Below are 19,702 nucleotides of genomic sequence, written 5' to 3' on the forward strand. Positions count from 1 at the left end.
TACTGCGTTTGCGATCAGGAAAAATTTATTCATGGTGGCCTCCATGGTGCGGGTGGCCGGCATTACCTTCGTGATCTTGATGACCTTCATGGTTAGCCTTGGCATCAGCGTGATGCCCTGCATGCTTATTCATCCCTGCGTGGTACATCATGTCTTCCATACAGACTTGGCCTGGCTCTACACAGCGATTAAAAATGCCGTAGTAAAGTGTTGGATCCACTTCACCGTAATAGCTCACCGGTTCATCAATACTCGGCGCTTCCAGTTGCAGGTATTCATCACGGCTCAGATTTCCCTCGCTGGCCTTCACCTTCGCCACCCAGTCATCGAAGTCCTCTTCGCTTAACCCGTGGAAATCAAACTTCATCTGTGAGTAACCCGCGCCACTGTAGTTAGCCGAAAATCCTTTATAGACACCCGGCTCGTTGATCACCCCGTGTAGCTTTGTTTCCATGCCTGCCATGGCATAGATCTGCCCGGCCATGGCCGGAATAAAGAAAGAATTCATCATGGTAGAGGCGGTAATCTTGAAGCGAATAGGATGATTCACCGGCGCCGCCAATTCATTGACGGTGGCAATTCCCTGCTCCGGATAGATAAACAACCACTTCCAATCCAGCGCCACCACTTCCACGGTGAGCGGCTCCAGCGTCGCCGGCACCGGTGTGTGCGCATCAATGCGGTCCAGCGGACGGTAGGGGTCTAACTTATGGGTACTCACCCAGGTCATGGCGCCCAGCGCGATGATAATCATGAGGGGAACAGACCAGATCACCAGTTCCAGCACGGTGGAATGGTTCCAATCGGGTTTGTAGTTGGCTTTCGTGTTGGCTTCCCGGTAATGCCAAGCAAACCACAGCGTCAGCACGATCACCGGCACAATGACAAGCAGCATCAAGACCGTGGCCCACACAAGCAGATCCCGTTGTTGCACGGCCACGTCACCAGAGGGGGACATCACGACTGCGTCGCAACCCGCAAGCAAGGCGGTGACAAGCAACGTCAACGACGCTCCACGCAAGTATTTGAATAATTGCATTGGCGAATCTTCTGGTTGGCTTTTAAGTAGCCGGGACTCTATCCAAGGGCATCAGTAGCCGGTATTGGACATTTTGTCCCATAGGCTTAAAGTCTAAATATTCTTGATGGAAATCAATGCACAAAGGAGCCTTTTAATAACGGTTTTCCCACTCAACATTGCTCAAAACATGCAAACCGTTATTCCGAGCCCTAACAACAACTCTGGTGAAGAGCGCAAAACATGTCTCAGACCTCTTCGGCTTCGATGCCGAGCAAACCCGGCCACAGCTCCGTGGCCCCAAACGAAATCGCCGTGGGTGTGGTCATCGGCCGTACCTCCGAGTATTTCGACTTTTTTGTCTACGGCATCGCCTCCGTGCTGATCTTTCCTCAGCTGTTCTTCCCGTTTACCGGTCAGCTGCAAGGAATGCTCTATGCCTTCATGGTGTTTGCGCTGGCCTTTGTGGCACGGCCCTTTGGTACCGCCCTGTTCATGTGGATCCAGCGACAGTGGGGCCGCGGCATCAAACTCACCACCGCCCTCTTCCTTCTCGGCACAGCCACTGCGGGCATTGCCTTCCTGCCCGGTTATGAACAACTCGGCGGCCATGCCATCGTGCTGCTGGCCCTGTTTCGGATGATGCAAGGGATCGCCTTCGGCGGTTCCTGGGATGGCCTCCCTTCATTACTGGCCCTAAACGCCCCCAAAGAAAGCCGCAGCTGGTACACCATGATTGGCCAGCTGGGCGCCCCCCTTGGCTTCGTGATCGCCAGCGCCCTGTTCCTGTATCTTTATAACAGCCTGAGCGCTGCGGATTTCATGAGCTGGGGTTGGCGTTATCCGTTCTTCGTGGCATTCGCCATCAACGTGGTCGCCCTATTCGCGCGGCTGCGCTTGGTGCTAGGCGAGGAATACACCGAAGCCATGCAGGAAAGTGAACTGGAACCCATTCGCACCAGCGAGATGGTGCGAGAGGAGGGCCACAATATTTTTATCGGCTCCTTTGCCGCCTTGGCCAGCTATGCGCTATTTCATGTGGTAACCATTTTTCCACTGTCATGGATTGCCTTCCAGGGCAGCCAGACCACCGCCGAAGTGCTCACCGTACAAGTATTGGGTGGCTTCGTGGGCATCATCGCCACCATCGGCTCCGGCTGGATCGCCGCCCGCATCGGCAAACGCACCACCGTGGGCGCCCTGGCCGCCATGATTGGCGTATTCAGCCTTCTCACCCCACTGCTAATGGGCGGTAGCCCGGTCATGCAAGACACCTTCATTCTGCTGGGCTTTGCTTTGCTCGGAGTGTCCTACGGCCAAGCATCCGGCACAGTGACGGCCAACTTCGCCCCGCGCTTTCGCTACACCGGCGCCGCCCTCACTTCTGATTTCGCTTGGTTGTTCGGTGCCGCCTTCGCCCCGCTGGTCGCCTTGGGCCTGTCCGCCAAATTCGGACTCATGTCGGTGACCGTGTACCTGCTATCCGGCGTTATTTGCACCCTGCTGGCGCTAGCCGTTAACCAGTCGCTGGAGGAGCAGGCAGAGGAGTGAGCGACACGCTACGAGCTTGGGCTGCAACACCGTTTGAGGCCCAAGCCACCTGAAACACAAAAGCCAGCGGCAGGAACAAAGCGAAGCGTGTTACTGAAACGAAAGAGGCCGCGTCCAGATCTGGGCGCGGCCTCTATGTTATCGGCCCTGGTAAACCCCGGCCCGCATTTCAACTTTTAACCTTTCACTCTTAACTCAAGCTGCCCAGCGCAGCCTTAGTGAACGGCGCAATTTCGTCTTCCTTACCCTCACGTATTTTCACCAACCAGTTCGGGTCCTGCAGCAACGCACGGCCCACGGCAATTATGTCGAACTCGTCGTTATCCATGCGGTGCTCCAGCTCATCAAGCCCCGTCGGGTTAGCCGTTCCACCCATGCCTTCTGGGCTATTGAGGAAGTCGCCATCCAAACCCACGCTGCCCACAGAAATCACCGGCTTACCCGTAATCTTTTTAGTCCAACCTGCCAAGTTCAGATCGGACCCCTCAAATTCTGGCAACCAAAAACGGCGCGTAGACGCGTGAAACACATCGACACCGGCCTCCACAAACGGCATCAGGAAGCGCTCCAGCTCTTCTGGATTATGAGCCAGCTTTGCCTCGTAATCTTGCTGCTTCCACTGGGAAAAACGCAGCACGATGGCGAAGTCCTCACCTACCGCCTCGCGTACCGCCTTAACAATCTCGATACCAAAACGGGCACGGTTCTCGATGGACCCACCGTACTCATCATCACGCTGGTTGGTGCCTTCCCAGAAAAACTGATCGAGTAGATAACCATGGGCACCATGAATCTCGACCCCATCAAAGCCCACCTCTTTAGCCGCCTTGGCAGATTCAGCAAAAGCACGAATCACATCCTGGATATCCGCTTTGCTCATAGCTTCGCCATTTTTTTTACCCGGCTTAAACAAACCGGAAGGCGAATAAGCAGGCACATCCTTGTCCGGGCCAATACCCGGCTTACGCACTGAGCCCACATGCCACAACTGTGGAATGATCTGCCCACCGGCAGCGTGCACCGCGTCCACCACTTTCTTCCAACCCGCCATGGCCTCATCGCCATAAATGGCCGGCACACCCTCATAACCATTGGCGGCCTTGTGGCCCACAAAAGTACCCTCGGTAATGATCAGGCCCACCTCGCCCTCGGCTCGGCGCTGGTAATAGCCCACCACCTGATCATTAGGCACATAACCCGGAGAAAAGGTGCGCGTCATGGGCGCCATGGCCACTCGATTACGCATTTTCAAAGACTTAAGTTCAAAAGGACGCAACAGGCTATCCAGGGAACTACTCATGAGGCTCTCCTAATCAATCTTCGTTTATTCACTCTCTAAGCCGAGCCCGTACCTGGCTCGGCGTGACCATTGGAGGTAACAAAAAAAGGGGCTAGCAATGGCAAGCACCCTCGCAGTAGCCCTTTCAACCGTATTTTCCCAACAAACAAACAGAATCAGCGCATCCGCCATCATGGGCGGTCAATTCAATTTAGTTGCGTAATAAAACCTTATTTGGTTTCTTAATGCAACCATTCTGATCTATACTGCCGCCATGACACGTAAACGCTTCGACGACATGGGCTGCTCCGTAGCCTGCGCCCTCAATGAGGTTGGTGACTGGTGGTCCCTGCTGGTGGTCAAGCAGGCCATGCTGGGCACCCGCCGCTTTGTGGATTTCCAGCATAGCCTGGGCATCGCCAAAAACATCCTCTGCAACCGTCTATCGCGGTTGGTGGATAACGGCGTTATGGTGCGTGTGGACGTGGGCGAACACGGCAAGCGCTACGAATACCGCCTCACCGACAAGGGCCGGGATCTGTTTACCGTCATCACCGCTCTGCGCCAGTGGAGCGAACGCTGGAACGGCGAGAAAGACACCATGAAACTGGTGGACCGCCAAACCGGCGAACCGCTGGCCCCGGTAGCGGTTCACAACCAACAGGGCCAGGCTCTCACCGTGCGGGATGTGCGGTTTGTAGATCCGCAAGGGAAGCCGTTGGAGGAAGCGGGTTGACCACCGTCTCAGTGCTACAAAAACGCTGAAACAACATCGTCGCCACGCTACTATCCGACTCGCAAGCCACCTAACAGCAACAGCCCCCTACAGCGAGCTCCATCGCCCTCTTCTAAAAAAACACCAATCAACCACTTACAAATTTATGTAAGCCATATCCTACATATTCAGCTTGCGTGAGGGTGAAAACGGGCAGGAATTCGATAAACAATGAGGCTGGGGCAGGAGGTGTCCTGGCGGCAAGGGGCGCGCGCTTTTCTAGCGGGTTTAGTCTTGGCTGTGATTTCGGGAGACGCTGGGAATCCGGGGGATTTCTTAAGAGTAATATTGAACGTGTGCTACCGATTCACCAACCGCCGAGCCTGCCAATAGCGCTGACTCCAATAGGGGTTGTGCAGCGACGACTGCATCACCCCCTTACTCACCGACGCATGCATAAATTCATCGCCCCCCATGTAAATTCCCACATGGCGATTGCCAGGCCCAGTGCGGAAGAACACCAGGTCACCCACACGAATGTCACCGCGCTTTACCTTTTTCCCGCTTTTCAGCAGCTCAAGGGTGGTGCGCGGGACTTCCATACCCAAGCGCGACTGAAAGGTGAGGTAGACGAAGCCGGAGCAGTCCACGCCGCGGGGGCTCAGACCACCGTAACGATAGGGGACACCTTTCCAGTCTTCGTGCTGAGCTTCCAGTGACATAAGCAGGGGGGGCGGGGGCGCTTCGGACATTACTTGCGCCACTAGCGCATCCAATTCCTGCTGGGCTTGGAGATCCGGTGCGGTGCCGACAGTTGCCGAGCGAGTGGGAGCAACAGGGGTTTGCACGGATGGAGGCGCGCCAGCCGGGGCCCTGCCGGCACAACCGGCCAGCAGGAGCAGCAAACAACAAAGTGAAGGAATGGCGTAGCGCATGGAGGGATAAGGCAACATTATGACCATTCGGTTCCCTCCTGAGCGCCCTAGGCCGTTAAGCCTGCGCCAGCTCATCGCGCATTTGCTGGATAACGGCGGCGTAATTTTCTTTACCGAAGATGGCCGAGCCGGCCACGAAGGTATCGGCGCCGGCAGCGGCCACTTCGCGGATGTTCTTTTCAGAGACGCCGCCGTCCACTTCCAGGCGGATGTCGTAGCCGCTAGCGTCGATCAGTTGGCGCACAGCGCGGGTTTTATCCAAGGTAGAGGGAATAAACGTCTGGCCGCCATAGCCTGGGTTCACACTCATCAGCAGGATCATATCCAGCTTGTCCATCACGTATTCCAGGCAATCCGGGCGTGTCGCCGGGTTGAGCACCAGCCCAGCCTTGCAACCATAGCTCTTAATCAGCTGCAGGGAACGGTCCACGTGCTGGCTGGCTTCCGGGTGAAAGGTGATGTAGCTGGCCCCGGCTTCGGCGAACATGCTGATCAATTCATCCACCGGGCTGACCATAAGGTGCACGTCGATGGGGGCGGTGATGCCGTGGTCGCGCAGGGCCTTGCAGACCATGGGGCCGATGGTCAGGTTAGGCACGTAATGGTTGTCCATCACATCAAAATGGATCACATCGGCGCCGGCCGCCAGCACCGCATCGCACTCTTCGCCTAAACGGGCAAAGTTGGCGGCAAGGATGGAGGGGGCGATCAGATAGTCCTGCTTGGGCATGACAATTCCTTAAAATGCATGTGTTGTGACAGCGTCACTGTGGAGCGGTGATTGCACCGATCTCACAAAACAATCAATTTCAGCACTGGATCATGTGCCGCTGAGCAATCGATCCAGTTCGGCGAGACGTTCCGGGGTGCCGATATCCCACCACTGCCCTGCATGATGCTCGCCGCTGGCCGCATCGTCGGCCATGGCCGCACGCAACACCGGCGCCAGCTTCGCTTCACCGTCCGCTAACTGCGCAAAAATAGCAGGGTCAAAACGGCCAATGCCGGCATAGGTGAGCTTAGGCTCGGCATTATCGCGCAAGCGGCCCGTGTCTGTCAGATGAAAATCCCCTTTCGGGTGATGTTCCGGGTTATTCACCAGCACCAGATGCACCGGGTCCGGGCGATTATCCACTAGCCGAGTCAGGTCAAAATCGGTCCAAATATCTCCGTTAATCAGCACAAACGGCTGATCGCCCAGCAACGGCAGCGCTCGCTTGATGCCCCCAGCGGTTTCCAGCGGTGTACCTTCATGGGAGTAAACAAGGGGAATGCCGTAGCGAGTACCCTCTCCCAGGAAGGCCACCAGCTTCTCGCCCAACCAACCGGTATTAATCACTAAGGATTCAATGCCGGCATCGCGCAACGCTTCAATATGATATTCGATCAACGCCTTGCCCCCCGCCTGCAATAGCGGCTTGGGGGTGTGGTCGGTGAGCGGGCGCATGCGCTTGCCGTAGCCGGCGGCCAGGATCATGGCCTTCACTGGTTGTCCTCGATCTGATCGAGAACCCACTGTAGATCGCAAAGCTCCGGGCGCCGGGCGATGACCGTGCGCAAGTAAGCAAAGAAACGCGGCACATCGCCCAAATACTTGGGCTTGCCATCGCGGTGGCAGATACGCGCAAAAATACCGATCACTTTGATATGACGCTGGGCGCCCATCAGGTCGCAATCGCGCAAGAAGGTATCGAAGTCCGCCGGCACCGGCAGCCCTGCCGCCGTGGCCTTGTCGAAATACTCGCCCAGCCAGCCAAGCACGCGCTCTTCTGGCCAGCTCAAAAAAGCATCCTTAAACAGGCTGATCACGTCATAGCTGATGGGGCCGGCCACCGCATCCTGAAAATCGATCACCCCAGGATTCGGGTCGGACACCATTAGATTGCGCGGCATATAATCGCGATGCACAAATACCTGCGGCTGCGCTAAGGCTGAACGAATCAGCACATCAAACACCCGGTCCAACCGTTGGCGCAACTCTCCGGTGACCACCTTTTCACGATGGCGGAACAGGTACCACTGGGGGAACAGTTCCAGCTCCCGTTGCAGCAATGCTTCATCGTACTGCGGCAGCCCCGCGGTATCGGCATGCAATTGCTGGGTAATCAGGGTATCGATGGCAGCGCTGTACCACTCATCGGCATTAGCCTCATTTAGGGCGTTCAGCCACGTCTGCGTGCCCATATCGCTGAGCAACAAAAAGCCCTGCTGCAAATCCTGATGAACAATATCTGGCACATGCAGACCTGCTCGTTTAAGGCGCCCGGCGATATCCACGAAAGGGCGACAATTTTCCTGTGTCGGCGGCGCATCCATGGCCACCAAGCTGCTATCCCCATGAAAATAACGGAAATAACGACGGAAGCTGGCATCCGCTGACGCAGGCTCACCAACCACTGATTCTCCAAGGTAAGCACTTACCCATTGGTCGATGGCGTGTTTTCTCGGGTCCGAAGTTACTCCGGATTTACTTTTATCAGGCTGCATTGCCTTCCTTGTTAGATTACACTGCCGCTTTTGGTGGAACGGAAAGCCCGGCCCGCCATAAAACGGCCTTTTTACCTGTTCTGAGCAGCTGATGCCACTGCCCATACCTCGATTATTGATTCCAGCCCTGCTGCTTGCCTCAGGGGCTAGCCTTGCGGAAAACGACCTGAACTGGGTTGACCGCGAACAAATGGCCACGTTTCCTGCTGTCCAGCAGCGGGAGATACCCGACTGGTGCGCGGGGATTTATTATAACCCCCATGTCGGCATGCCCGTGGAGGGCAGTGATACAGTGATCACCGCCGATCATTCCACGCTTACCCAAGACGGCCTAATCAAACTGGACGGCGATGTCCTGATTGAACAGCCCGGGCGCCGCATTACCACCGATATTGCCGAGCTTGATCAAGCCACCGGCAAGTTTGAGCTGGAAAACGGCATGCGCATGGAAAGCGATCAGGCGACCTTTATCGCCGAAAACATGAGCGGCCAAACACGACGCAAGGAAGGTAGCCTGCAAGGGGTACGCTACTCTCTGTTCGACACTAGCGCCCGCGGCAGCGCCAATTATATTTTCCTGAAACAAAATACCACCACCATCACCCACGGCACCTATACCACCTGTGCCCCCGGCTCCAACGGCTGGGTTATGCAAGGCGATCGTATTTTCCTGGACCGTGATAAGGGCTGGGGTGAAGCCAACAACGTAGTGCTCAAGGTAAAGAGCGTACCGATCTTCTGGCTACCCTGGATGACCTTCCCGATCGATGATCGGCGCAAGAGCGGCCTGCTGTTTCCCACCCTCTCCGTGGGTGATAGCAGCGGGCTGGATATTTCCCAGCCCATTTATCTGAACCTGCACCCACAACTCGACGCCACCATTTCTCCTCGCTATATCGATGGTCGAGGCAGCGGTCTGGACAGCGAAATGCGCTACCTGTCGCGCTGGGGCGAAGGCAGCCTCAGTTACGGGGTACTGTTCAACGACCGCAAGTTCGACAATGAAAACCGCCAAGTCGGTCGCTGGACTCACAATGGCGACATTAACCGCTGGAGCCTGGAGACGGATTTCACCTACGTCTCCGATGACTTCTATTTCAAGGATCTGGACACCGGACTAGAAATCAGCTCACAAACCCACCTGCCCCGGCTCGGGGAGGCCCGCTATTACGGCCGCACTTGGCAGGTATTGGGCCGGCTGCAATCCTGGCAGACCATTGACCCGACCCTCGACGACGCCGACCTGCCCTACCGGCGCCTACCCCAGCTACAATTAACCGGTGACCCAACCCTAGTAGGGCCCGTGAAAGGCTTATGGCTATCAGACATCACAGCCTTCGGCCGAAGTGACTCTGATGACAGCGGCAAAGCCACCGGCCTGCGTGGCCACATGGCCCCGGCCTTGACCATGCGCCTGCAAAATTCCTGGGGCTATGTGGAGCCGCGGGCCCGGCTGTACCACACCCAGTATCGGCTCGATAGCGTTGACGCCAACGAAGAAGACAACCCTGACCTGACAACCTGGGGGGCCAGCTTAGATTCTGGCCTGTTCTTCGAGCGCGCGGGCAATTGGTTCGGTTCCAGTTTTACCCAAACGCTGGAACCGCGTCTGTTCCTGAACAAAGTCGCCTACGAAGACCAAAGCGAACTACCCAACTTCGATTCCGGCGAGCTGACGTTCTCTTATAACTCGCTGTTCCGGGAAAACCGCTTCATCGGCTACGACCGCATCGGCGACGAAGAGAAATTGGCGGTAGGCCTAACCAGTCGCTTCCTGCATGATGGCACTGGCCGCGAACAACTACGCCTACGAGTGGCGCAAGGCTTCTACTTTGAGGACCGCAAAGTGGTCACCGAGCGGGCCGTGGAAGACCCCACCGATGACCAAACACCGGTTATTGGCGATGCACGCTGGAACTTTGCACAGGATTGGTACCTCTACTCTGAAGGCCAGTGGGATATAGAAGAAAACAAACGCGAGCGCTCCAACTTTCAAATTGGCTATAACGACCGCGAACGGCGCGTCGTCAATGTGGGTTATCACGACCGCCCGGCAGACAGTATCCGCGAATCGGAAGTCAGTGCCATTTTGCCCGTTCACCGGCATTGGCGGCTGATTGGCCGCTGGATGTACGACCTAGATAACCAACGTTCGCTGGAAACCATGGCCGGTACCGAATACCGCAATTGCTGCTGGAAATTGCGACTACTTAGCCAGCGCGAGCTGATGGATGACAATGGCGACGGCAACCTAGAGGCGGACAGCACAATCTGGTTCCAAATCCAGATGATCGGCTTAGGCGGCTTTGGCGGCCAAGTGGATTCCCTGCTGGAGCGCAGCATTCCGGGATACAGGAGACAGTATGATTAATAAAACGCTGCACACAAAACACACCCTACTTGGCCTACTCGCCATGGCTGTGCTGATGATACCGGTCTGGAGTCAGGCCAAAGTGCAGATGCTTGATCGCATAGTGGCGGTGGTTAACGATGGTGCCATCATGGCGAGTGAGCTGGATGAGCGTATCAACACTATCGCCCTGCAGTTTCAAGAAAAAGGGCAGCAACTGCCGTCTCCAGCCATCCTCCGCGAGCAGGTGCTCGATCGCATGATCCTGGAGCGTCTGCAGCTGCAACTGGCCGAGCGCGCCGGGATCAAAGTCGACGAAGCCAGCCTCAATGAGGCGCTGGCGGGCATTGCTCGTCAAAACGACATGAGCCTGGAAGACTTCGCCGCAACCCTACGTGAAGATGGCTACAGCTGGACCCAGTTCCGCGAACAAATTCGTCAAGACATGGTGATCTCCCGCTTGCAGCAACGCAGCGTGGCCTCACGCATTCAGATCACCGACCGAGAAGTAGACCGCTTCCTAAGCTCTGAACTGGGCAAACAAATGTTTCAGGAAGACTTTCGCTTAGGGCACATTTTGATCCGCGTACCCTCTGAAGCCCGGCCGCAGCAGATTAGCCAGGCCCGCGCCAAAGCCGAAGAGATCATCGAACGACTCGAAGCCGGCAGTGACTTCCAGCAGCTGGCCATCGCCCTATCCGATGGCCCCAACGCCCTTGAGGGTGGCGACCTCGGCTGGCGCCCAGCCGCACAGTGGCCCACCCTTTTTGCAGAAAATGCCATCAACCTGAAAAAAGGCGAATTTTCCCAGCCTCTACGTTCTGGTGCCGGCTTTCATATCCTAAAAATGATCGATCGCAAGGGCGGCGCTGAAAAAGTGGTCACCCAATATCACGTTCGCCATGTGCTGATAAAAGCCGATGCGCTCACCAGTGCTGAGCAGGCCCAACAACGAGCGATTCGCCTTCATGACGAGGTCGCCGCAGGTAAACGTCAATTTAAGGAAACCGCCGCCGAATTTTCCGACGACCCAGGCAGCGCTCGCAATGGCGGCGAACTGGGCTGGGTCAACAAAGGCGAAATGGTCCCCGAATTTGAACAAGTGATGCTCAATACCCCAGTGGGCGAGCTATCCCCGGTGTTCGAAAGCCAATTCGGCTGGCACTTCTTGCGCGTAGATGACATCCGCGATGCAGATATGAGCACCGAGTTCCGCCGCATGCAGGCCACCCAGGCACTGCAGAAACGCCGCTTTGAAGAAGAGCTGGAAACGTGGGTGCAAGAAAAACGCAGCGAGTCCTATGTGGATATTCGGTTGTGAAAAATCCAGCGCCGAATACCCGATGCCAGCCGGCGCTTAGCCGTGCTAAAACACAACTCCATTCCCTTCTGCACAAGCGAGAGAGGCCCCTCTCCCGCTTGCGGGAGAAGGGGGAGGGAGAAAGCATCGGCGCTCGGCGTCCGGCTTCAGGCCTTCTACTAATCCATGCCTAGCTCGCCCTCCCAACCCATCGCCATCACTTACGGCGACCCCGCAGGAGTCGGGCCGGACCTAGTGCTATCTCTGCTGGATATCTTCAGTGATGCCCCAATGGTCATCATCGGTGACCGCCAGGTACTCAGCGAACGAGCGCAACAATTAGGCCTGACGGTGGCGTTAAGCGACTGGCAGCCGGGCGATCTACTACCAGTAGGCTCCCTGCCCGTATGGCACACCCCAGCCGGCGCCCCTGTCATCGCTGGGCAACCGGACCCGGCCACCGCCGCCGGCACCGTGACCATGCTCACTCGTGCCGCTCAGGGCTGCCTCAAAGGCACCTTCTCAGCTATGGTCACCGCCCCGGTGGCGAAAAACGTCATTTGCGACGGAGCCGACCCAGCGTTCACCGGCCATACTGAATTTCTCGCCGAACAGGCCGGGGTAAATCAGGTAGTAATGATGCTCACCGCGTCTCCCGGCGGGCAGCCGCTTAGAGTAGCCTTGGCCACCACCCACCTGCCCCTAAGCCAGGTACCGGCAGCCATTACTCCAGATAGCCTGATGCGCACCCTGACCATTCTGCGCGACGACCTGATCAGCAAGTACCGCATTACCGAACCGCGCATTATGGTACTGGGGCTCAATCCTCACGCCGGCGAAGAGGGCCACCTGGGCCGTGAAGAATTGGATGTAATCATTCCCACGTTGAAACACCTACGCGCTAAGGGCATGCAGCTCACCGGCCCTCTTCCCGCCGACACGGCTTTCCAGCCCCATTTACTTGAGCAACACGATGCGGTGCTTGCCATGTATCATGACCAAGGCTTGCCGGTGCTCAAGTACGCTGGTTTTGGCGAAGCCATCAATATCACTCTGGGGCTGCCTTTTATTCGCACCTCAGTGGACCATGGCACCGCCTTCGATCTGGCAGGCAACGGCACGGCCAGCGCCGGCAGCCTGATCGCCGCCACGCGCCTAGCGTTAACCTTGGCAACACCGCAGCATAATGCCTGACCACACCAGCGCCCTTGCGTTGATTAAGTCACACCACCCGGCCTGACCTGAGATCCGCTATGAAAGAACATCGCACCCGTAAACGCTTTGGCCAGCATTTTCTGCACGACCGCAACTTGGTCGACCGCATGATCCGCACCCTGGGCCTGCAAACGGGAGACACCTTGGTGGAAATCGGCCCAGGCAGAGGCGCCCTCACCTATCCACTACTGGAAGAGCTCCCCCATTTGCATGTGGTGGAACTGGACCGGGATCTAATCGCCCTACTGCGCCAAGAAAATACTCCCGAGCGACTGACCATCCACGAAAGTGATGCGCTGCGCTTTGATTTCCGCACCCTAAAACCAGCGGACAAGCCCCTGCGGGTGATCGGTAACCTGCCGTACAACATCTCTACCCCCTTGATCTTTCATCTGCTTGCCCAGGCCGACGCCATCAGCGACATGACTTTCATGCTGCAAAAAGAAGTGGTGGAACGGCTCACCGCCAGCCCCGGCACCCGTGACTGGGGGCGGCTCTCGATCATGGTGCAGTATCATTGCCAGGCGGATTATCTTTTCTTTGTGCCCCCCGAGGCATTCAGCCCCCCTCCACGAGTAGACTCCGCCGTGGTCCGGCTAATTCCCCACGACAGCCCGCCCCACCCAGCGGACGACGAAGACCACCTGCGTAAACTGGTGGCCCAGGCCTTTACCCAGCGCCGCAAGGCAATCCGAAATGGGTTAAAATCCTGGGTTAGCGCCGAGCAATTTCAAGCCCTCGGCATTGATGCCGGCCTACGCCCGGATCAACTGTCCGTGGCCGACTACGTGGCGCTGGCCAACATCAGCCGCCCGCCGGCCGATGTGGAAGACGCCAACGCACCACACACTGAACAAGGCAAGGGAGACAACAGCCAATGAGCGTCACCGAACCAGGTAGCGACAACACCGCCAACGGCGACTCCAATCACAACATACAGATATCGGTGGAAACCGAATTTCTACCCGATCAGAGCGATGAAGAAAGCCAACGCTGGGTCTTTGCCTACCACATTAGCATTCTCAACAAAGGCTCTGTCAGCGCCCGTTTGCTAACCCGCCACTGGGTGATCACCGACGGGGAAGAGCGCGTTCAGGAAGTCCATGGCGAGGGGGTTATCGGCGAACAGCCCCACATCGCCCCCGGCCAAACCTTCCGCTACACCAGCGGTGCCATTCTGGAAACGGAGGTGGGCAGCATGCGCGGCAGTTACCAGATGATCGCCGAAGACGGCAGCCACTTCGATGCACAGGTTCCGGCCTTCACCCTAGCCGCACCACATGCATTGCACTGAATGCGCTGGAGGCCCTATGCCTGACGCCCAACATATGGCCGATGGGGACATCATTGTTTTAGCCCGTAAAAGCGCAAGCGTCGAGCATCAAGCACCCAGCATCAGGCGTATCACCGGAGACGCCTTATGAGCGATTACGCCATTGGCGATCTGCAGGGCTGCCTAGGCGCGTTTGACTGTTTGCTGGAAAAGCTTAGCTTCAATGCCGACCGCGACCGCCTGTTTCTCGCGGGAGACCTGGTCAACCGGGGGCCGGACTCACTAGGCACCCTGCGGCGCGTCCACGCCCTGCGCGACAATGTACATACCGTGCTAGGCAACCACGACCTACACCTGCTGGCCGTGGCCAACGGCACCATTCCCAGTAAACGTAAAGACACTCTCAGCGAAATTTTAAACGCACCGGATCGTGATGAACTGCTGGGCTGGCTACAACAACAACCGCTGCTTATTAACCTACCAGAACATAATGCAGTGATGACCCACGCCGGCATTCCGCCGCTGTGGTCACTGGCCCAGGCCAGCCAGCGCGCAGCGGAAGTGGAAACCGTGCTGCGTAACCACTCGGCCGGCACATTTTTTACTCACATGTACGGCAATACCCCCGCCGGCTGGGACGAGAAGCTGAGTGGCCCAGACCGCTGGCGGGTGATCACCAACCACTTCACCCGCATGCGTTTTGTAGATCAGGCCGCAGAGCTGGACCTGACTAGCAAAGGTGAGCCCGACTTGCCCCCCGCCGGGTTCATTCCCTGGTTCCAGCACCCCGGCCGAATCGTCACCGATACTCGCATCCTGTTCGGCCACTGGGCTGCCCTGCAAGGCCACAGTGGCGTCGACAAGGTCGACGCACTAGACACCGGGTGCGTGTGGGGAGGGTCCTTAACTGCACTACGGCTAGACGACTTGGTTCGCATTCAGTGCCACTGCTAGGCGTCAGCCTTCGTTAGTTGCTTCAGCTGGCGGCGTATCTTGTGGTCCCCCAGCAGAAACAGCGACAGTGCCAGCACGATTAACGCGGCACCCACCAGCACCAGTACCCCCAAGCTTTCACCATTGAGCAGGCTTCCCAACGACAATGCCAACACCGGCGTAATCAGCGTCACTAACGCCACCGTCGCCGCCGACAGCCGGGCCAACACTTGGTAATAGCAATAAAACCCCAACAACGAACCAAACACCGCCAGATACAGTATCGCGGACAAGCCCCGGTAATCGCCGCTAAAGCTCAGCGTCTGCCCGGTAATGGCCATGCCAATGGCATAACAGGGTAACGACAGCAACAAACCGCCCACGGTTTGCTGCATAGGCTGCAGCCCAGCTCCCACTCGCTGCACCGCAATGCCACTGCCGGCAAACAAGGTCACAGCGCTAAGCATCCACAGCAAACCCACTCCCCGGCCGCCCATCCCCTGCCCGGCGACCAGCACCTGCAGGCTGTCATCAAACACCAGCACCAACCCGGCTAAACCAATTAGGCAGGCGCTCCAATGCCAGCGGTTAAGGCGCAGACCGCCCGGCAAGGCTTGCAACATCAGGCCGGACAACAGCGGCGCCAGCCCAAAAATCACTGAAATTAACCCGGAAGGAAGGTGAACCGCCGCCATATAGCTACAGCCCATAGCGCCAAAAATACCCGGCAGAGACGCCAAATAGCTGAGACGCGCGCGAGCATGCAACGGCAAAGGTTGGCGCTTTATCCATAACCAACCCAGCCCCAGCAACGCAGCAATACCCATGCGCACACCGGCCGCCGCCAGCGGCGCCATGGCGTCACCACTCCATTTAATCCCCAATGGAGTGGTTGCCCACACCGCCACCACAATCAAATACGCTGCCAAGGTTGGCATGCCGTTCTCCTTAAATGAGCCACACGTTTTAAGCGACAAAGCGGTCTCGGTTTTTTTTATTCTGAAGCAACAAGCGCGACCAAATGTTGGTGCGCGGCTACAGCGATATCCGCCAGAAAAACCTATTCCGTGGTGTAGCTTGCAGCGGGTTTACGGCCTACCACCTTCCCCCCTAAACGAAAAAAGGCCGCAGGTCGGGGGACGCTGCGGCCTTCTTGCAAAACTGAAACGTTCAGTCACACAGCCGTCGTCCCTGTGCTCGCCATTGGCGAGTACAGTGGTCTACGACTAAAGAGTTCAGTTTCAGTACACTAGAAAGCATGCGACCATTCTGCTCAAGATAACGAGAGCGCACAAGATGAATGTCTATCTAGTGGGCGGCGCAGTGCGAGATTCGCTGCTCGGCCTCCCCGTGACGGAAAAAGATTGGGTCGTGGTCGGTGCCACCCCGAAGGAAATGGAAGCCAACGGGTTCCGCCCCGTGGGCAAAGATTTCCCCGTATTCCTGCATCCAAAAACACAGGAAGAATACGCCCTGGCCAGAACCGAACGGAAATCCGGCCACGGTTATGGCGGCTTTACCTTCCATGCCGCCAGCACAGTCTCTCTAGAAGAGGATCTGATTCGCCGCGACCTGACCATCAATGCCATGGCGCAAGCCCGTGGTGGTGAAATCATCGACCCGTTCAATGGCCGCGTGGATCTCAAAGCTCGCCTATTGCGCCATGTTTCCCCCGCTTTTGCCGAAGACCCCTTACGAGTATTGCGGGTTGCCCGTTTTGCCGCTCGCTACCACTGGCTAGGGTTTCAGGTGGCCGATGACACACTTATGTTGATGAAACAACTGAGCGACTCCGGTGAGCTGGGTTATCTTGTCGCTGAGCGGGTTTGGAAAGAAACCAGCCGAGCGCTCATGGAGCGCGATCCTCAGGTATTCTTTCAGGTACTTCACCGCTGCGGCGCACTGCATGCCTTATTTCCAGAACTTGCCGCGTTGGATGGCGTACCTCAACCGGAACAACACCATCCGGAAGTGGACACCCTGCTTCATCAATTCCTATGCCTTAAGCAAGCCGCTCGGCTCGGCTTAAGCCTTAACGCTCGCTATGCATTGCTCTGCCATGATCTAGGTAAGGGTAAAACCCCAAAGGAAGAGTGGCCCCGACACATTGCCCACGAAATCCGCAGCGCTCGTTTAAGCAAAAAGGTATCAAAGCGATTGAAAGTTCCCAAGGAAGCCGCAACCTTGGCCACCTTAGTCGCTGAGTTCCATACTCACAGCCACCGTGCATTGGAACTGAAACCGGCCACGGTGTGGAAACTGTTCAAGTCGCTGGATATCCTTCGTCGCCCGGAGCGACTAACGGATTTCTTGGGAGCCTGTGAAGCCGACGCGCGGGGCCGCACCAGTTTCGAAAACCGCGAGTATCCTCAAGCCTCCTATCTACAGGGCGCGGCAGATGCCGCACGCCAGGTAGATATACAGGCGCTGCAGGCCCAAGGCCACGAAGGTCCGGCACTGGGGGAAGCGATTGAGCAAGCCCGCATTGATGCCATCGCCACCTTTAAACAACAGGAGCTGAACCCCTGATGAACGCCCCCGTCGCCCTGGTTACCGGCAGCGCCCGCCGTATTGGCGCCCAGATTGTTCGCACCCTGCATCAGCACGGGATGCGGGTGATCATTCATTACCGGGGTAGCCAGGAAGAAGCCGAGAGCCTGGCCGCCGAGCTGAATCAGCTACGCCCCGGTAGTGCAGGGTTACTGCAAGCCGATTTGGACCAACCCGCCGCCGTGCGCCAACTGGCCAGCGACGCCCTTGCCTGTTTTGGCCAGCTGGATTTACTTGTCAACAATGCGTCCAGCTTTTACCCCACCCCCATAGAACAGGCAAACGACAGCGACTGGGAAAAGCTGATTCACAGCAACCTGCGCGCCCCCTTTATTCTCAGCCAGCAGCTGGCGCCTGCATTACGTGAGCAACAGGGCTGCATTATCAATATTGTCGATGTTTACGCAGAAAAACCGCTGCAAACGCATACCCTGTATTGCATGGCCAAAGCCGGCCTTGCGATGATGACCAAAAGCTTGGCTCGGGAACTGGGACCAGAGATTCGCGTCAACGGCGTATCCCCGGGGCCCATTCTATGGCCAGAAGCCGGGCAGATGAACCAGCAGGCCATCCAAGACGCCACCGCCCTGAAACGCAGCGGCGAGCCGGATGACATTGCCAACACGGTTTACTGGTTGGCTACTGCCGCCCCCTTTATTACCGGACAAATATTGGCCGTGGACGGGGGGCGGTCACTGGCCTTACAAGGAAGCTAAAAACAAAACATGAGAAGGGCTCTCGGGGGCATCCATGAACATGATAAGAATAATACTGCTGTCACTGGCGACGGCCTCTGCCAGCGCAGAAATCTATCGTTGGAAGGACGCCAATGGCAACTGGCAATTTGGCGACAGGGCGCCACAGGCAGAACATGAAACTCTGGACATAAAACCGCCCCCTAAGATTGGCCAAGATGACGCTCTAGATATCCATGCCCGTACCCAGCGGCTACTCCAAAGCCAGCAAACCCAAGCCCGCCATAAAGCACTGGCAGAAAAAAACGCACGCGATGAATACCGGGAACGGTTTGCGCAACCCTGCAAACAGGCAGAAAAGCGGCTTGAGCAAATGAGAGGGCCTTTCGTCTATGTGAATGAAGACGGAACCCACCGCAACGCCAACGCCGAAGAGGTCGCCGCAGACCAAAAGAAAACCCAGAAATGGATCGACGAACATTGCGACTTCTAACGCTTTTTCTCGTTCTTTTCAGTACCGGCGCCCAAGCGGATATTTTTCAATGGCAGGATGCCAGCGGCAAGCTGCATTTCGGTGATCGGCCACCAGAGGGCGCCCAAACCAAAACCATCACTCCGAATATCAGCCCGCAACTCAAAGACCTGGAAATCCACGTTAAGCGCCAGGATTTCACCCTGACCGGCGACTTGCAGCAACACACCTTAGATAACATTCGCCACATCTACCAACGCTACCGCCGGGACTTCGGGCTAGACCTACATGGCACCGCAGAAGTGAACGTGTTTCTGATTGAAAAACAGGACGATTTTCAACAATGGATGGTTGAGCGGATTGGCTCCAGCAGCCGTCATTATGCCGGCGTGTTCATTCCTGCAACCAACGAAGTTGCCGTGTGGAAATGGGCCGAAAATGAACAACAAGTAGCCCAAACCATTCTTCATGAATCCAGCCATGTGTTGCTCTACCAATTATCGCCATCAGCCCCGGTGTGGCTACAGGAAGGGCTAGCGCAATACTTCCAAACCCTGGAAACACAACCGGACGGGCGCCAGAGAATCAGCGCCCTGCCCGATGCCCAAAAACGCATTCAGACCTGGGTTGAACAACAGCGCCTGATTACCCTGCGGCAGTATTTGTCCCTGGATGATGCTCAATGGCGCAAGATGGCTCACCAGCTCAACGCCATTCCCTACACCGTTGCTTGGGCAACCACCGCCTTTCTCATGTCCAAACCCGTGGGCCGTTCTATTTTGCGGCAATTGCTTCAGGATCTGGAAAAAAACCATCAGAGGCCAACGCTTCAACGTATCGACCACCTCTATCCCGGTGGCCTCTCTCGGCTGGAATACGATTTCTTCCGTTGGGCGCAAAGCGATATGACACCGCATTGGTATTGAGAG

The 19,702-nt window shown here is 56.9% G+C and carries 19 protein-coding genes; 12 read left to right on the forward strand and 7 right to left on the reverse strand.

From position 1 onward, the window contains the following. Nucleotides 1-25: 25 nt before the first annotated feature. Nucleotides 26-1,039: a ubiquinol oxidase subunit II gene (gene cyoA, locus AS19_RS10495; RefSeq protein WP_011589316.1), complete on the reverse strand. Its 1,014-nt coding sequence runs from the start codon at nt 1,037-1,039 to the stop codon at nt 26-28. A gap of 222 nt (nt 1,040-1,261) precedes the next feature. Between cyoA and AS19_RS10500 the strand changes: the two genes are divergently transcribed. Continuing rightward, nucleotides 1,262-2,569: an MFS transporter gene (locus AS19_RS10500; protein ID WP_035459166.1), complete on the forward strand. Its 1,308-nt coding sequence runs from the start codon at nt 1,262-1,264 to the stop codon at nt 2,567-2,569. A gap of 190 nt (nt 2,570-2,759) precedes the next feature. On the opposite strand, the gene AS19_RS10505 is transcribed toward AS19_RS10500, so the two are convergent. Continuing rightward, nucleotides 2,760-3,869 carry an NADH:flavin oxidoreductase gene (locus AS19_RS10505; protein ID WP_046962060.1) on the reverse strand — a complete coding sequence of 370 codons (1,110 nt, stop codon included), beginning with the start codon at nt 3,867-3,869 and terminating at the stop codon, nt 2,760-2,762. Between the two features lie 253 nt (nt 3,870-4,122). Between AS19_RS10505 and AS19_RS10510 the strand changes: the two genes are divergently transcribed. Further along, nucleotides 4,123-4,584, forward strand: a complete 462-nt coding sequence (locus tag AS19_RS10510) for a helix-turn-helix domain-containing protein (RefSeq protein ID WP_011589319.1) — start codon at nt 4,123-4,125, stop codon at nt 4,582-4,584. 338 nt (nt 4,585-4,922) lie between these two features. Here AS19_RS10510 and AS19_RS10515 read toward each other — a convergent pair whose 3' ends face one another. The 4 genes from AS19_RS10515 to AS19_RS10530 form a co-directional block, all read right to left on the reverse strand. Then, nucleotides 4,923-5,525, reverse strand: a complete 603-nt coding sequence (locus tag AS19_RS10515; protein WP_011589320.1) for an NlpC/P60 family protein — start codon at nt 5,523-5,525, stop codon at nt 4,923-4,925. Nucleotides 5,526-5,553: 28 nt separating this feature from the next. Continuing rightward, nucleotides 5,554-6,228 (reverse strand): ribulose-phosphate 3-epimerase, encoded by a 675-nt coding sequence (gene rpe / locus AS19_RS10520; RefSeq protein ID WP_011589321.1) that lies wholly within the window; start codon nt 6,226-6,228, stop codon nt 5,554-5,556. Nucleotides 6,229-6,318: 90 nt separating this feature from the next. Further along, nucleotides 6,319-6,984, reverse strand: coding sequence for an N-acetylmuramate alpha-1-phosphate uridylyltransferase MurU (gene murU / locus AS19_RS10525; RefSeq protein WP_046962061.1), 666 nt, complete (start codon nt 6,982-6,984; stop codon nt 6,319-6,321). Further along, nucleotides 6,981-7,985, reverse strand: a complete 1,005-nt coding sequence (locus tag AS19_RS10530) for an aminoglycoside phosphotransferase family protein (RefSeq protein ID WP_011589323.1) — start codon at nt 7,983-7,985, stop codon at nt 6,981-6,983. The genes murU and AS19_RS10530 overlap by 4 nt, the downstream gene beginning before the upstream one ends. A 91-nt stretch (nt 7,986-8,076) precedes the next feature. Between AS19_RS10530 and AS19_RS10535 the strand changes: the two genes are divergently transcribed. The 6 genes from AS19_RS10535 (at nt 8,077) to AS19_RS10560 (ending at nt 15,077) form a co-directional block, all read left to right on the forward strand. Further along, entirely contained in the window at nt 8,077-10,356 is a 2,280-nt protein-coding gene (locus tag AS19_RS10535) for an LPS-assembly protein LptD (protein WP_011589324.1), read from the forward strand. Then, on the forward strand, nt 10,349-11,656 hold the full coding sequence (locus tag AS19_RS10540) for a peptidylprolyl isomerase (RefSeq protein WP_046962062.1): 1,308 nt from the start codon (nt 10,349-10,351) through the stop codon (nt 11,654-11,656). Before AS19_RS10535 ends, AS19_RS10540 begins: the two co-directional genes overlap by 8 nt. 165 nt (nt 11,657-11,821) lie before the next feature. Further along, nucleotides 11,822-12,829: a 4-hydroxythreonine-4-phosphate dehydrogenase PdxA gene (gene pdxA / locus AS19_RS10545; protein WP_046962063.1), complete on the forward strand. Its 1,008-nt coding sequence runs from the start codon at nt 11,822-11,824 to the stop codon at nt 12,827-12,829. A gap of 59 nt (nt 12,830-12,888) precedes the next feature. After that, nucleotides 12,889-13,731, forward strand: a complete 843-nt coding sequence (gene rsmA, locus AS19_RS10550) for a 16S rRNA (adenine(1518)-N(6)/adenine(1519)-N(6))-dimethyltransferase RsmA (RefSeq protein ID WP_035459176.1) — start codon at nt 12,889-12,891, stop codon at nt 13,729-13,731. Beyond that, nucleotides 13,728-14,144, forward strand: a complete 417-nt coding sequence (apaG, locus tag AS19_RS10555; RefSeq protein WP_011589328.1) for a Co2+/Mg2+ efflux protein ApaG — start codon at nt 13,728-13,730, stop codon at nt 14,142-14,144. The genes rsmA and apaG overlap by 4 nt, the downstream gene beginning before the upstream one ends. A 126-nt stretch (nt 14,145-14,270) precedes the next feature. Next, nucleotides 14,271-15,077 (forward strand): symmetrical bis(5'-nucleosyl)-tetraphosphatase, encoded by an 807-nt coding sequence (locus AS19_RS10560; RefSeq protein ID WP_011589329.1) that lies wholly within the window; start codon nt 14,271-14,273, stop codon nt 15,075-15,077. Here the strand turns inward: AS19_RS10560 and AS19_RS10565 are convergent. Beyond that, the gene (locus AS19_RS10565; protein ID WP_011589330.1) at nt 15,074-15,994 is read right to left on the reverse strand and encodes a DMT family transporter; all 921 of its coding nucleotides are present in this window, start codon (nt 15,992-15,994) and stop codon (nt 15,074-15,076) included. The genes AS19_RS10560 and AS19_RS10565 overlap by 4 nt on opposite strands. Before the next feature lie 358 nt (nt 15,995-16,352). Here AS19_RS10565 and AS19_RS10570 point away from each other — a divergent pair, with 358 nt between their 5' ends. From AS19_RS10570 to AS19_RS10585, 4 genes are read left to right on the forward strand one after another with little or no spacing between them, the layout of a single operon-like run. Further along, nucleotides 16,353-17,585 (forward strand): multifunctional CCA addition/repair protein, encoded by a 1,233-nt coding sequence (locus tag AS19_RS10570; RefSeq protein ID WP_011589331.1) that lies wholly within the window; start codon nt 16,353-16,355, stop codon nt 17,583-17,585. After that, the gene (locus AS19_RS10575; RefSeq protein ID WP_011589332.1) at nt 17,585-18,322 is read left to right on the forward strand and encodes a pteridine reductase; all 738 of its coding nucleotides are present in this window, start codon (nt 17,585-17,587) and stop codon (nt 18,320-18,322) included. The genes AS19_RS10570 and AS19_RS10575 overlap by 1 nt, the downstream gene beginning before the upstream one ends. Before the next feature lie 34 nt (nt 18,323-18,356). Next, nucleotides 18,357-18,794, forward strand: coding sequence for a DUF4124 domain-containing protein (locus AS19_RS10580; protein ID WP_011589333.1), 438 nt, complete (start codon nt 18,357-18,359; stop codon nt 18,792-18,794). Next, on the forward strand, nt 18,767-19,699 hold the full coding sequence (locus AS19_RS10585) for a DUF4124 domain-containing protein (protein WP_011589334.1): 933 nt from the start codon (nt 18,767-18,769) through the stop codon (nt 19,697-19,699). The genes AS19_RS10580 and AS19_RS10585 overlap by 28 nt, the downstream gene beginning before the upstream one ends. Nucleotides 19,700-19,702 lie beyond the last annotated feature (3 nt).

This window comes from Alcanivorax sp. NBRC 101098 (assembly GCF_001010505.1).
GTDB lineage: Bacteria > Pseudomonadota > Gammaproteobacteria > Pseudomonadales > Alcanivoracaceae > Alcanivorax > Alcanivorax borkumensis.

Bases quoted from the DNA above. Each gene is read 5' to 3' on its own strand.
- AS19_RS10570 (WP_011589331.1), top strand. From the start codon at position 16,353: ATGAATGTCTATCTAGTGGGCGGCGCAGTGCGAGATTCGCTGCTCGGC.
- AS19_RS10540 (WP_046962062.1), top strand. From the start codon at position 10,349: ATGATTAATAAAACGCTGCACACAAAACACACCCTACTTGGCCTACTC.
- AS19_RS10560 (WP_011589329.1), top strand. From the start codon at position 14,271: ATGAGCGATTACGCCATTGGCGATCTGCAGGGCTGCCTAGGCGCGTTT.
- AS19_RS10510 (WP_011589319.1), top strand. From the start codon at position 4,123: ATGACACGTAAACGCTTCGACGACATGGGCTGCTCCGTAGCCTGCGCC.
- AS19_RS10515 (WP_011589320.1), bottom strand. From the start codon at position 5,525: ATGGTCATAATGTTGCCTTATCCCTCCATGCGCTACGCCATTCCTTCA.
- AS19_RS10575 (WP_011589332.1), top strand. From the start codon at position 17,585: ATGAACGCCCCCGTCGCCCTGGTTACCGGCAGCGCCCGCCGTATTGGC.
- rsmA (WP_035459176.1), top strand. From the start codon at position 12,889: ATGAAAGAACATCGCACCCGTAAACGCTTTGGCCAGCATTTTCTGCAC.
- cyoA (WP_011589316.1), bottom strand. From the start codon at position 1,039: ATGCAATTATTCAAATACTTGCGTGGAGCGTCGTTGACGTTGCTTGTC.
- AS19_RS10580 (WP_011589333.1), top strand. From the start codon at position 18,357: ATGAACATGATAAGAATAATACTGCTGTCACTGGCGACGGCCTCTGCC.
- AS19_RS10585 (WP_011589334.1), top strand. From the start codon at position 18,767: ATGGATCGACGAACATTGCGACTTCTAACGCTTTTTCTCGTTCTTTTC.
- AS19_RS10500 (WP_035459166.1), top strand. From the start codon at position 1,262: ATGTCTCAGACCTCTTCGGCTTCGATGCCGAGCAAACCCGGCCACAGC.
- apaG (WP_011589328.1), top strand. From the start codon at position 13,728: ATGAGCGTCACCGAACCAGGTAGCGACAACACCGCCAACGGCGACTCC.
- AS19_RS10530 (WP_011589323.1), bottom strand. From the start codon at position 7,985: ATGCAGCCTGATAAAAGTAAATCCGGAGTAACTTCGGACCCGAGAAAA.
- rpe (WP_011589321.1), bottom strand. From the start codon at position 6,228: ATGCCCAAGCAGGACTATCTGATCGCCCCCTCCATCCTTGCCGCCAAC.
- AS19_RS10565 (WP_011589330.1), bottom strand. From the start codon at position 15,994: ATGCCAACCTTGGCAGCGTATTTGATTGTGGTGGCGGTGTGGGCAACC.
- AS19_RS10505 (WP_046962060.1), bottom strand. From the start codon at position 3,869: ATGAGTAGTTCCCTGGATAGCCTGTTGCGTCCTTTTGAACTTAAGTCT.
- AS19_RS10535 (WP_011589324.1), top strand. From the start codon at position 8,077: ATGCCACTGCCCATACCTCGATTATTGATTCCAGCCCTGCTGCTTGCC.
- pdxA (WP_046962063.1), top strand. From the start codon at position 11,822: ATGCCTAGCTCGCCCTCCCAACCCATCGCCATCACTTACGGCGACCCC.